At 67.9% G+C, this 12,762-nt stretch carries 10 protein-coding genes; 4 read left to right on the top strand and 6 right to left on the bottom strand.

The window, feature by feature from the left end:
• Window positions 1-213 precede the first annotated feature (213 nt).
• The 4 genes from RM25_RS01000 to RM25_RS00985 all read right to left on the bottom strand — a co-directional run bounded on the left by RM25_RS01000 (window position 214) and on the right by RM25_RS00985 (window position 5,086).
• Window positions 214-1,857, bottom strand: a complete 1,644-nt coding sequence (locus RM25_RS01000; protein WP_052809058.1) for an ABC-F family ATP-binding cassette domain-containing protein — start codon at window positions 1,855-1,857, stop codon at window positions 214-216.
• A 340-nt stretch (window positions 1,858-2,197) separates the two neighbouring features.
• Complete coding sequence (locus RM25_RS00995) at window positions 2,198-3,013, bottom strand: class I SAM-dependent methyltransferase (protein WP_044636571.1); 816 nt, start codon at window positions 3,011-3,013, stop codon at window positions 2,198-2,200.
• A gap of 116 nt (window positions 3,014-3,129) precedes the next feature.
• Entirely contained in the window at window positions 3,130-3,489 is a 360-nt protein-coding gene (locus RM25_RS00990; RefSeq protein WP_171035521.1) for a cupin domain-containing protein, read from the bottom strand.
• Window positions 3,490-3,652: 163 nt separating this feature from the next.
• A complete protein-coding gene (locus tag RM25_RS00985; RefSeq protein ID WP_230846421.1) occupies window positions 3,653-5,086 on the bottom strand; it encodes an amino acid permease in 1,434 nt (477 codons plus the stop codon).
• 321 nt (window positions 5,087-5,407) lie between these two features.
• On the opposite strand from RM25_RS00985, the gene folP reads away from it, so the two are divergent.
• From folP to RM25_RS00965, 4 genes are all read left to right on the top strand, one after another.
• Window positions 5,408-6,298 carry a dihydropteroate synthase gene (folP, locus tag RM25_RS00980; RefSeq protein ID WP_044635896.1) on the top strand — a complete coding sequence of 297 codons (891 nt, stop codon included), beginning with the start codon at window positions 5,408-5,410 and terminating at the stop codon, window positions 6,296-6,298.
• A gap of 77 nt (window positions 6,299-6,375) precedes the next feature.
• Entirely contained in the window at window positions 6,376-7,068 is a 693-nt protein-coding gene (locus tag RM25_RS11685) for a TetR/AcrR family transcriptional regulator (protein ID WP_013160134.1), read from the top strand.
• On the top strand, window positions 7,068-8,801 hold the full coding sequence (locus RM25_RS00970) for an ABC transporter ATP-binding protein (RefSeq protein WP_044635895.1): 1,734 nt from the start codon (window positions 7,068-7,070) through the stop codon (window positions 8,799-8,801). Before RM25_RS11685 ends, RM25_RS00970 begins: the two co-directional genes overlap by 1 nt.
• Window positions 8,798-10,861, top strand: a complete 2,064-nt coding sequence (locus tag RM25_RS00965; RefSeq protein ID WP_013160132.1) for an ABC transporter ATP-binding protein — start codon at window positions 8,798-8,800, stop codon at window positions 10,859-10,861. Before RM25_RS00970 ends, RM25_RS00965 begins: the two co-directional genes overlap by 4 nt.
• A 233-nt stretch (window positions 10,862-11,094) precedes the next feature.
• On the opposite strand, the gene RM25_RS00960 is transcribed toward RM25_RS00965, so the two are convergent.
• Together RM25_RS00960 and RM25_RS00955 are read right to left on the bottom strand one after the other, a co-directional pair.
• Window positions 11,095-12,051, bottom strand: a complete 957-nt coding sequence (locus tag RM25_RS00960; RefSeq protein ID WP_044635894.1) for a nucleotidyl transferase AbiEii/AbiGii toxin family protein — start codon at window positions 12,049-12,051, stop codon at window positions 11,095-11,097.
• Window positions 12,048-12,668 (bottom strand): type IV toxin-antitoxin system AbiEi family antitoxin domain-containing protein, encoded by a 621-nt coding sequence (locus tag RM25_RS00955; protein ID WP_013160117.1) that lies wholly within the window; start codon window positions 12,666-12,668, stop codon window positions 12,048-12,050. Before RM25_RS00955 ends, RM25_RS00960 begins: the two co-directional genes overlap by 4 nt.
• Window positions 12,669-12,762 lie beyond the last annotated feature (94 nt).

The following is a 12,762-nucleotide window of genomic DNA, read 5'->3' as shown; positions in this document are numbered from 1 at the left end:
CGCCAGATTGCTTTCCAGCTGACTGGTTTCCGCGGGACTGGGGGGCCTTTTCGGGACGCTGCTCACTCACCATTTCAGCCTAGCGTGAGCCGCCCATGGTGCTCTGCCCATAACAAGCGGCCCGTAACAAGCGGCCCGTAACAAGCGACCCGCGACAGCCGCCCCGGGAACAGCTGCCCCACACAAGCGGCCCGCGACAACCTGCCCACGGGCTCAGCCGCCGAGCTGCTCCTCGATCACCGTGCCCTCGTCGGTGCGTCGCAACTGCCAGCTGCGGTTGAAGTGCAGGCCGCCGGCCAGGTGGGCATCGTGGGTCACCACGAGCAACGCTCCCTGGTAGCCGTCGAGGGCCTCCAGCAGGTGGTCGACCGAGGCCATGTCGAGGTTGTTGGTGGGCTCGTCGAGCACCAGCAGCTGCGGTGCCGGGTCGGTGAACAGCACCCGGGCCATCGCCACCCGGAAGCGCTCGCCACCCGACAATGTGGCGGGCAGCTGAAAGGCCTTGTCACCGGTGATGAGGAACCGTGCCAACAGTTCCCGGGCCTCCCCGGACGTGCGCTGCGCGGCAACGTCGAGCAGGGCGTCGATGCAGGTGTCGAAGCGGTCGAGTTCGTCGGTGCGCTGGCTGAGCACGCCGGTGGACACGGTCGGCGCCAGCTGCAGGCCCACCGGCGCCGCGAACAGGCCTGCGGGAACCGCGTCGACCTGGCCGGTGATCAGCTTGAGCAGCATCGACTTGCCGGTGCCGTTGTCGCCGGACACCCGGATGCGCTCGGGTCCGTCGATGCGCAACTGCTGGCCGGCGCCCACCTTCACCTGCACGATCTGCTTGCCGGGCGCGACGGCGGTGTCGGGCAGCGGAATGCGGATCACATCGGGCTGGCGGGCGGCCGCATCGGCCGCCGCGCGGGCCGCTTCGGCGTCATGGAGTCGGGCATTGTGCATGAGTTTCTTTCCTCCGGTGTTCTTCTCGGCACGGTTGGCGAGGAAGTCGCGCTCGCCCTTCGACACATTGCCGCGAGCGTTCTCGCGACGGGCCGAGCGGTCACGTTGCTGCTGGCGTTGCTGCTCGGCACGCATCTGCGCCCGGGCGCGGTGCACCTCGGCGTCGGCCGAACGCAGCTCGCGTTCCGCCGCAGCCCGCTGCACCTCGCGCTGGGCCTCGAACTGGCTGAAGTTGCCGCCGAACATGGTCACCTGCTGAGTACGCGACGCACCCGCACCCACCCACGACAGCTCACAGATGGCGTCAACGGCCTCCAACAGCCCCCGGTCGTGGGACACCACGATCACGGCACCGGGCCAGTGCGCCAGCTGCCCGATCAGCGCCGCACGGGCGTGCGCATCAAGGTTGTTGGTGGGCTCGTCGAGCAGGGTGACATCGGCCCGGACCAGCCGGGTGGCCGCCAGGGCGACGCCCATCGCCTCGCCGCCCGACAGCTCGGACATGGGCCGGTCGAGCCAGCCGACGTCAGCCCTCAGGCCGAGTCCGGCGAGCTCGGCGACCGCGCGGGCGTCCACGTCCCAGTCGTCGCCGACGAGGTCGTAGTCGTGCACGTCCACCGAGCCGGCCTCGATGCGGGTCAGGGCCTGCCGGATGGCGGTGATGCCGAGCTGGTCGGCCACGCTGATGTCCGCTGCGCTCGTGACGTCCTGGGGCAGATAGGAGCAGCTGCCGGCGACGTGCACCGAGCCCTCGGTGGGCGTCAGTTCTCCGGCAATGAGGCGCATCAGGGTGGTCTTGCCGGTGCCGTTGTCGCCGATCAGGCCGGTGCGGCCGGCAGGGAACGCGGCGGAGACATCGCTGAGCACGGGTTGGCCGTCGGGCAGCTCGAAGCTGGCGTGATCAACCACCACCGTGGGAGCAGCGCGCGTGAAAGCAGAAGGGGAAACAGAAGTATGGGACATGCGAGATCCTGGGGTCGACGTCGGTGGGCCGGATGGCACCGGAAACTCCCGGGTGCCGGATCTCACAGCTTCAAGAAAACTCCTGTGTTGGGGTGCCGTCCACTGTAAGCGCACGGACGCCCGCGGCCAAATGGCGACGGGGTGACGATCACCCCCGGGAAGGAGGAACCCGGGGGTGATCAGGCCCTGCAGGGCATCACTACTGCAGGGCAACCCGCACTGACAGCCGATCGCGTGGATGTGTGTACACGCACCGGACCGCGAGGAATCCCCTGGTCGGCCATGGGGCTCAGTGCTGGGTTGGCCTCTTCACCGCCACCATGGCGACCGCGCTCAGGTCGGCCTTGTGCGCCCGGAAGCTGTTGCGCATGGCCAGCACGCGCCGGCGCGCCTCGGGGCGCCGGATCATGTTCGTGGCAAACCGGGCGAAGCCGATCGGCCCCTCGTCGGCGATCAGGCGGCTCGGCTCCAGTAGGCGCATCGGGGCGGTGCCCTGCCAGACGACGTCGAAGCCGGCGTCGGTGAGCAGTGCCCGCCACACGGCCAACTTCACCGGCGTGGCCCCCACCTTGATCGTGGCCGAGATCTCGCGCGACACCTCGCCGCGGCCGGTGCGCCGGTCGGGGTCGGGGGCCGTATCGGCCAGTGCGAGTTCGTGGATGGCATAGCGTCCCCCAGCAGCCAGCACGCGGGCAGCCTCGGCGACGATTGCGCGGCGCTGCTGCGGCGACGACATGGTGAGCATCGCCTCGCCCACCACCAGGTCGGCCGAGCCCGCGTCCAGGCCGCTCGCGGAGGCCTCCGCGGTGACCACGCGTGCCGGACGCCCGGAAAGCACGGCGTCAAGCTTCGCGCGACCCTCGGTGTTGGGCTCGATGCCCACATAGAACGCGGGACGCGCTGCCAGCAACTCGGCGGCGGTGAGTCCCACGCCGGGCCCGAACTCCACGATGCGGTCGCCCGCATGGGGGGCGGCGGCCTCGAGCATCTCGTGGGTCAGGTGCAACCCACCGGGACGCAGCACGCGCTTGCCCATCGACGCCAGCAGCCAGTGGCCCTGCAGGCGCGCATCGGGCACCTCGTCGGCGGGCGGCGCAGAAGTCAAAGTCTCAGGGGCCAAGGCCCCAGCGGTCAAGGCCTCGGGGGCCTGACGCAGCCAGCCGCGTCGGCGACCCCGCCGCCCGGCCGCGGGCCCGTTGGTCGCGATTCCGGTGCTGGCCATCAGTTCTCACCCGCCAGGTGGGCGCCGGCCTCAACCATCACCAGGCTCATGCGGCAGGCGGTGGTGGCCACCAGCGCGTGCGGGGTGCCGGGCGCCAGGTAGACCACATCGCCGACGTGCAGGGTGCTCTCCGCACCGTCCACGGTGAACGACATGGTGCCCTCGAGCAGCTGCACCACCACGGCCCTGGGGGATGCGTGCTCGGTGAGCAGCTCGCCGGCGTCGAAGGTGAACTCGACCACCCGGATCAGGTCGTTGTCGAGCACCACGCGCGAGGTGGTGCTCTTCGGCACCACCGGCAATTCGCTGGCGAGGTTCGTGAAGACGCCTGCCTGCGTCACGGGGGTCTGCTGAGCCATGATTGAGCCTTCCTGGCGACGCCTCATGGTGCGTTACCAAGGTAAGCCTAACCTAACTCACAACGTCGGGGCAGTGCTACGCCCCCACCGTCCCGCTATGTGACCACGCGCTGCCACGTAGTCGTCCGCGCGGCGACGCGACGGGCCCATCCCGCCGGCCCGCTCACATGCGCCAGCGGTCCTCCGACACGGCCTCGATGCCGTGCTTGTCGCGCCACCGCTTCACCAGCGAATAGGCGCAGAGCAGCCCGGCGATCCACACCGCGCCGATCGGCAGGGCGATGCGGTAATCGGGCGTGAACGCCATCAGCACCATCACGAAACCGAGGAAGGCCAGGGTGGCGTAGTTGGTCCAGGGGTTGCCCGGCATCCGGTAGGCCAGCTTGGCGGCACCCTCGGGACCGATGCGCTGGCGGAACTTCACGTCGGTGTAGACCACCATCACCCAGTTGGTCATGGCGGCCATCAGGGCGATCGACATCACATAGAGGAAGACGGTGTCAGGGAACAGGAAGGTCAGCACCACGGCCACGGCAGTGACCGCCGATGACACCAGCACGCCCACCCACGGCGAGCCGAAGCGGTTCACCTTCATGAGCGCGCGGGGCGCATTGTGCTGGCGCGCCAGGCTGTAGAGCATGCGGCCATTGGAATACAGCCCGGAGTTGTAGGCCGACGCGGCGGCGGTGAGCACCACCAGGTTGAGGATATTGGCCGCACCGGTGATGCCGATCTTGTCGAAGATCGTCACGAAGGGACTCTCGGAGGTGCCCAGCTGGTTCCACGGGAACAGGCACAGCATCACGAACACGGCACCCACGTAGAACACCAGGATGCGCCATACCACCTGGTTGATGGCCCGCGGGATCGTCGTGCGGGGATTCTCGGCCTCCCCGGCGGTGATGCCGATCAGCTCGACGCCACCGAAGCTGAACATCACGATCACCAGCCCCAACAGCACTCCCCACAGGCCCTTGGGGAAGAAGCCGTCGTTCACCCACAGGTTCTCCACGCCGATCGGATGGCCACCATTGCCCAGCCCGGTGGTGATGATCAGGGCGCCCAGCACGATCATCGCGATGATGGCGACCACCTTGATGATGGCGAACCAGAACTCGAACTCACCGAAGGCCTTGACGCTCACCAGGTTCACCAGCGTCACCACCACCAGGAAGGCCGCCGCCGACACCCAGGCAGGCACTCCCGGCGCCCAGAACTGCACGTACTTGCCCACCACGGTGAGCTCGGCCATGGAGACCGCCACGAAGTTGAACCAGTAGTTCCAGCCCGAGACGAAGCCGGCGCGCTCACCCCAGTTGCGCCAGGCGTAGTAGCTGAAGGCGCCGGTCACCGGCGTATCGACGCTCATCTCGCCCAGCGCGCGCATCACCATGAAGATCGCCGCACCACCCACCAGGTAGCACAGCAGGATCGCCGGGCCGGCCTGGCCGATCGACTGCCCCGAGCCGTAGAACAGCCCGGTGCCGATGGCCCCACCCAGCGCGATCAGCTGGATGTGGCGGTTCTTCAGCCCGCGGCGCAGCCCGGGCTGGGTGGTGGGATCGTCGTCCAACCCGCTCGGCGCGCCGGACGGCACCCGCTGCCCCGTCGCCCCGCCGCCGGTGGTCGGGCGTGCTCCGCGCGGCCGATCAGGCTGGTTGCTCACCGCAATTCCTCCCCCACGCCTCGTCGTCGCCCCTCGCGGACGATTGTCCGTGGTGGCACCTGTGTCCGCGTCGGCATCTGTGTCTGTCGTGGCCCCTGTGCCCGCCGTGGCGTCTGCTCGTCGCCGGCACCGGCGCCGAAGCGACCAACCCTGACATGTAACCACTTTCGGACGCCACCGGCATCCGAAAGCCCCACCTCGCACGGCGGGGCTTGGGTGCCATGGCAGTATTTCGCCCAGGAGCGTGATCGCATGCAACAACGGCCCTCGCCCCTGCGACTGGGCACGCGCGTGTTCAGCACAGCGGCCCCCGCGGTGATGGCCATCATCAATCGCACCCCCGACAGCTTCTACGCCCCGGGACGCTTCACCGAGCTCGACGACGCCCTGGCGGCGCTCGACCGGTGCATCGACCAGGGTGCCGACATCGTCGACGTCGGTGGCGTGCGCGCCGGCCAGGACGGCCCCTGGGTGGGCGAGGCCGAGGAGATCACCCGGGTGCGCCCCTTCCTGGCGGCAGCCCGGCAACGCCATCCCGGCACCCTGTTCAGCCTCGACACCTGGCGCGCCGGCGTTGCCCGCGCCTGCGCCGGCCTGATCGACCTGGTGAACGACACCTGGGCGGGCGCCGATCCGCAACTGCTGCGCGTGGCCGCCGAGCAGCACGTCGGCTATGTGGTCTCACACACCGGTGGACTCGCCCCGCGCACCGACCCCGTGGGCGTGCACTACGGCGACGACTCCGACGCGGCCGTGGTGCAGGCAGTGCGCACCGGGCTGCTCGATGGGGCCGCCCGCGCGCTGGCGGCCGGACTGTCGCCCGACCAGATCGTGCTGGACGCCACCCTCGACTTCGGCAAGACCACCGCCCACTCGCTGGCACTGGTGCGCCATACCGACGAGCTCGCCGGCCTGGGCCATCCGCTGATGATGGCGATCAGCCGCAAGGACTTCGTCGGCGAGACGCTCGACCTGCCGGTGGACCAGCGCCTGGAGGGAAGCCTCGCCGCCACCGCCGTGGCCGCCTGGCAAGGGGCTATCCTGTTCCGCGCCCACGATGTGCAGGCCACCCGGCGGGTGGTCGACATGGTGGCGTCGATCCGTGGGGACCGTCCGCCCGCCCGGGCCGAGCGCGGCGTCTGATCGCTGCCAGAAAAAATCTCGGATTCGTACCCCCACGACTTGAATGAGTGAGTCCTCACTCATTACCGTGGTTCCTCGTGACTCGTGCCGCTCCACTCCCCGCCGAACAACGGCGGGAATCCATCATCGCCGCGGCCAGGCCCCTCCTCCTGGCGCACGGTGATGCCTTCACCACCAAGCAAGTGGCCCGGGCGGCCGGCGTGGCCGAAGGCACCATCTTCCGGGTCTTCTCGTCAAAGCAGGACCTGCTCAACGCGGTGGTGGCCGATGTGCTCGACCCCACCCCCCTGATCAAGGCCCTCGACGAGATGACCCCCGATGCTGACCTCGACGAGCGGGTGCACCACATCATCGAGCTGCTCCATCGCAGCATGAGCGATGTGCGCGCCTTCTTCGCCGCCATCCACGCCATCCCCGCCCATGGCAAGCTGTTCCGGGGCAGTACGCTGTCCAACCCGAAGAACCCCGACCCCCACCATCCCGACGCGTGCGACGACGCGGGCAGCGCATCACCTGCCCATCCGCCGGTCGCCCCCGACGAGCAGATGCGCGCGAAGCAGCAACAGACCGACCTCGCGTCGCAGGCTGCCGTCGAACGCGCCCTGTCCCCCTTCGCCGACCAGCTCTCGGTCGACCTGGCCACCGCCGCGGGCTTCCTGCGCTCGGTGACCTTCGCGACCATCCATCCGTTCCTCATGAACGGCGCACCACCCATGACCCCCGACCAGCTGAGCGCCCTGCTCCTGCACGGTCTGAAGAAGGAATCCTGATGCTCGTAAGACTCATCTGGCGCTATCTGCGCCATTACAAGGCGGCGGCCGCGATCGTCATCGCGGCCCAGCTGGTGGCGACCGTCTCGTCGCTGCTGCTGCCGAACCTGAACGCCAAGATCATCGACCAGGGCGTCTCCACCGGCGACACCGGCTACATCTGGCGCACCGGCCTGCTGATGCTGGCCATCTCGGTGGGCCAGATCGGCGGCCAGATGGTGGCAGCGTTCTTCGGTGCGCGCCTGGCCATGGGCGTGGGACGCGACATCCGCGCCGCGTTCTTCGACCGCACCCTGACCTTCTCGCAGCAGGAGGTGAACCGCTTCGGCGCCCCCAGCCTGATCACGCGCAACACCAATGACGTGCAGCAGGTGCAGCAGTTGCTGTTGATGACCGCCATCATGCTCATCGGCGCCCCGATCACCATGGTGGGTGCGGTGTTCATGGCACTGCGCGAGGACATGGGCCTGTCGTGGATCATCCTGGCCGCCATCGTTGCCCTCGGCGTGTGCGTCGGCATCATCGTGAGCCGCATGAGCCCGCTGTTCGGCCAGAACCAGCTGCGCCTGGACGCCATCAACCGCGTGCTGCGCGAACAGCTGTCGGGCATCCGCGTGATCCGCGCATTCATCCGCGAACCCTCCGAGCGCAAGCGCTTCAACGCCGCCAACACCGACATCCGCCAGCTCGGTTACCGCATCGGCACGCTGTTCGCCTTCCTGTTCCCCGTCGTGGGGCTGGTGATGAACCTGTCGTCGGCCGCCGTGTGGTGGTTCGGCGGCATGCGCGCCGACAACGGCCAGGTGCAGGTGGGCCAGCTGACCGCCTTCATGACCTACCTGATGCAGGTGCTGATGAGCGTGATGATGGCCACGGTGATGAGCATGATCGTGCCGCGCGCCTCGATCAGCGCCAAGCGCATCATGGACGTCTTCCTCACCAAGTCGAGCGTGGTGCAGGCCGAGCATCCCGTCACCGAGCTCACCGGCCCGGCCGAGATGGACTTCGACCACGTCGAGTTCAGCTATCCCGGCGCCGAGGCGCCCGTGCTGCACGACATCTCCCTGGAACTGCGTCCGGGCACCACCACCGCGGTGATCGGCTCGACCGGATCGGGCAAGACCACCCTGGTGCAGCTCATCCCGCGCCTGTACGACGCCACCAAGGGCAAGATCACGATCAACGGCGTGGACACCCGCGACCTCGACATGGACCTGCTGTGGTCCAAGATCGGCCTGATCCCCCAGAAGGCCTATCTGTTCCGCGGCACCGTCGCGTCGAACCTGCGCTACGGCAAGCCGGACGCCACCGACGACGAGATGTGGGAGGCGCTGCGCGTGGCGCAGGCCGACGACTTCGTCCGCCAGATGGACGGCCAGCTCGACGCACCGATCGCCCAGGGCGGCACCAACGTGTCCGGCGGTCAGCGCCAGCGCCTGTCGATCGCCCGCGCGCTGGTGAAGAAGCCCGACTTCTACGTGTTCGACGACGCCTTCAGCGCCCTCGACGTGTCCACCGATGCCCGCGTGCGGGCAGCGCTGGCACCCACCACCAAGGACGCCGCCGTGCTCATCGTGGCGCAGCGCGTGTCAACCATCCGCCATGCGGATCAGATCATCGTGCTCGACTCCGGCCACATCGTCGGACGCGGCACCCATGCCGAACTTCTGGAATCCAGCGACACCTATCGCGAGATCGTCGAATCCCAGATGAGCGCATTGGAGGCAGCATGAGCGTCACCAAGGACGAGGACTCGACAGTGAGTGGCAAGAAGAACACCAACAAGCCGGCCGCCAACAAGAGGCCTGACTATGCACAGAGCGCCTCCCAGAGCCGGGGCCCCGGCCCCGGTGGTGGACGCGCTGCCGCCGTGGAGAAGGCGGTGAACTTCGGCCCGTCGCTGAAGCGCCTGTTCGGCGAGATGAAGCCCGACCGGGTGCTCATCGTCGTGGTGATGGTGCTCGGCGCCATCGGCGTGGCCGCCAACGTCTATGGCCCCAAGTTGCTGGGCAAGGCGGCGAATGCCGTGTTCGCCGGCGTGATCGGCAAGGGCCTGCCCGCCGGGGTGACCAAGGACCAGATCGTGGCCGCGCTCACCCAGCAGGGTAAGACCGACCAGGCGTCGATGATCGCCAAGCTCGACGTGATTCCGGGCCAGGGCATCGACTTCACCCACCTGGGCCACATCCTGCTGTTGTGCCTGGCGCTGTATGTCACCGCGGCCGTGCTCACCTTCATCCAGGCGTTCATCGTGAACCGCGTGGTGCAGCGTGCCGTGTACCGCATGCGCGACCAGATCAGCGCCAAGATCGACCGGCTGCCGTTGGCCTACTTCGACGGTCAGCCCGCCGGTGAGCTGCTCAGCCGCGTGACCAATGACATGGACAATGTGCAGCAATCGCTGCAGCAGACCATGTCGCAGGTGATCAACTCGTTGCTGACGCTGATCGGCGTGATCGCCATGATGCTCACCGTCAGCTGGCAGTTGACGCTGGTCACCTTGTGCATCGTGCCGTTGTCGTTGGCCGTGTCGATCCCGATCGGCAAGGCGGCGCAGAAGCGCTTCGTCGGCATGTGGAAGTCCACCGGCGAGCTCAACGCGAAGGTCGAGGAGTCCTACACCGGCCATGCGCTGGTGAAGGTGTTCGGGCGTCGTCGCGAGGTGGAGGCCTCGTTCCACGACACCAACGAGGAGATGTACAAGGCGAGCTTCGGGGCACAGTTCATCAGCGCCCTGATCATGCCGGCCAACTTCTTCATCGGAAACCTGAACTTCGTGGCGATCGCCGTGCTCGGCGGCCTGCGCGTTGCCAGCGGCACCATGCAGCTGGGCGATGTGACGGCGTTCATCCAGTACTCCCGGATGTTCACCCAGCCGCTCACCCAGATCACCTCGATGACCAACCTGCTGCAGTCGGGTGTAGCCAGCGCCGAGCGCGTGTTCGAGGTGCTGGACGCCGGCGAGCAGACGCCTGACGAGCACGGTTCGCTGAACCTCCCCGTGAAGGGCCATGTGCAGTTCGACCATGTGGACTTCAGCTACTCGGCCGACCAGCCGCTGATCAACAACCTGTCGATCGAGGCCAAGCCGGGTCAGCAGATCGCCATCGTCGGGCCCACCGGCGCCGGCAAGACCACGCTGGTGAACCTGCTCGAGCGCTTCTACGACGTGCAGGGCGGCAAGATCGCGATCGACGGCGTGGACATCGCCTCGGTGCCCCGTCACCAGCTGCGCGACCAGCTCGGCATGGTGTTGCAGGACACCTGGCTGTTCGGCGGCACCATCCACGACAACATCGCCTACGGCAAGATCGACGCCACCGACGATGAGGTGATCCAGGCTGCGAAGGCCGCCTATGTGGATCGCTTCGTGCGCACCCTGCCCGACGGCTATGAGACGAAGATCGACGAGGAGGGCTCGAATGTGTCGGCCGGTGAGAAGCAGTTGCTCACCATTGCCCGGGCATTCATCTCCGATCCGTCGATCCTGATCCTCGATGAGGCCACCAGCTCGGTGGACACCCGCACCGAGGTGCTGGTGCAGAAGGCGATGAACCGCCTGCGCAGTGGTCGCACGAGCTTCGTGATCGCCCACCGCCTGTCGACGATCCGCGACGCCGACCTCATCCTGGTGATGGAGCACGGCGCGATCGTCGAGCAGGGCACCCACGAGGGCCTCATCGCGGCCCAGGGCGCCTACTACCGTCTCTACGAGTCGCAGTTCTCTGCGGCCGAGCAGCCCGAGGAGTTGGCCGGCAGCGCAACGTCGGGCGCCAAGCGCGCCAGCAGTTGAGTCAGCAGCCGCTGACTGGTTGATGCGGCAGATGTGACGGCCCGGATGGCTCCCCTCGGGGGCCTGCCCGGGCCGTTCCACATTGCGTGGCGACGGGCGTGGCCCGGGTCACGCGGGATGGGGAGAACCTTTACGTCGTCCACCCTGCAAAAGTCATCCCTGAGTGGACCGTTGCGCAGGATAGGGGCGGATGGAGCACCGTCTTCAGTGCTTTATCCACCCCTATCCTCAATTCACACCCCACGATGCGGGCCTGCTGCGGGGCTTCCCGTCCCGACCGTCCATTCCATGGCCTCTGGTTCCCACGTCGTCCTGACAGTGCGGACGGCGTCCAGGGCGGGGTTGATGAACCTTGCAGCAAGGTCGACGGCATCCGCAAAGGTCGGCGCGACCGCGGCAGCGGAGGTTCCCGTGGCCAATGACTGGTAGCGGGGCTCCCAATGGGGAGGCACCCGGAGGTGGCGTCCCAGGTCCGTGTTGGCGCGTTGCTGCTGCACGGCCAGGGCAAGACGCAACTCGCGCAGGTCGACGTATTGGGTGGCGGCGATGATATCGACGTCGACGAGGTCCTTGGCGCGGCTGTTGGGCCGCCCGTCGGGCCGGGGCGTCATCATGGTGCTGACCTTCTCGGCAAGCTGGTCGGTCAGCGGAAACATGGCGTAGGGCGGGGAGATCAGTCGGGGACGGTCCGGACTGTCCGCCGGCCGGGTGTGTTCAATATGTCCGACCGGGGGCGGCCCCACGGCAAGGTCGACCGCGACATTGTCGAATCGCTTCCCCGTGTCCGTGATGCAGGCGAATGACAACCTGGCGACGAGGACGCCGGGCTGGGTGACGGCCAGACCGGGACGCTCCGACTCCAACTGGAACCGCAGATGGTCCCCCATGTCGACCGCGACCCGGTGCGCGAGGTCTTCCACGGCTTCATCGAGGGTTGCTCGTGTGGTTGACAGGTCAACGTCACGGGTATGGCGCCCCGTGGGTACGCGGGCCAGCATCGCGGTGCCGCCTTTGAGGAGCCAGCCTGATTCAGGATCGGCGAATACGCGGGAGAGGAAGCGGTCCCTGCGAATGTGGTCAAGATACTGACCGACGCTGGCACCGGGGTGGTCCGCGGCCTGCCGACGGGCCGCTTGCTGGATGGCACTCTCGACGCCGAACCAGTCGACGTAGGGCCCTTGGCCCTTCATGCGGCCGTGGCTGCCGGGAGGATGCTGGCGAGGAGCTCTGACCCGTCACCGTCGGGGAGCCCATGGTCAGCAGCCATCGGGGCGAGGGCCCGGGCGACGCGTTGGGGCGTGGTCAGGTGCTTGTCGAGGGCGTCAACTGTGGCGTCGCCGACCAGAGACACGTCATTGTGTTGCGCCAGGAGGTCTGCGATGGTCTGTTCCGGCGACAGGGTGGGCACGCCGTGGAGCGTCCGCACCCGCGGCTGGTCGACGTGCCCGGTGCGCAGTCGCACGTTTTCCACCGTCGTGGACGGATCGCCGGCCACGATGAATTCGGGGACGGTGCGCAGGAAATCCCCGATGCCGTACAGGGTGGCAGCGGTGGTACCGGCCGCTGTGAGGCGCCGTCCGGGATTGGACAGGGCCAGCCACGTAGCGGTGATCTCCTGGAAGTCCGTTGCCGGAGCACCACAAACCCGGTAGACGCCGCGAATCACCCGCTCGAGTGCCCCGGCCCTGCTCAGGCGCCAGATCTGGCGGGTGTCGACACCGGCAGCGCGGGCCTGGGTGGCGGTGACGAGGCCTTGCTGGTTGGCGGCGATCCGCCCGAGTGTGACGAGGTCTGAGACACTACTCATGTCGCGATTATAGCCGCATATGGCCATACTCTTCCTCGAAGGGAGCCGCGGTCGACCTGCCTGACGCAAACCAGGTTGCCTGATTGACGGGTCC

It is taken from the genome of Propionibacterium freudenreichii subsp. freudenreichii (genome assembly GCF_000940845.1).
Taxonomy (GTDB): domain Bacteria; phylum Actinomycetota; class Actinomycetes; order Propionibacteriales; family Propionibacteriaceae; genus Propionibacterium; species Propionibacterium freudenreichii.
This window is presented reverse-complemented; position numbering and strand designations above follow the sequence as displayed.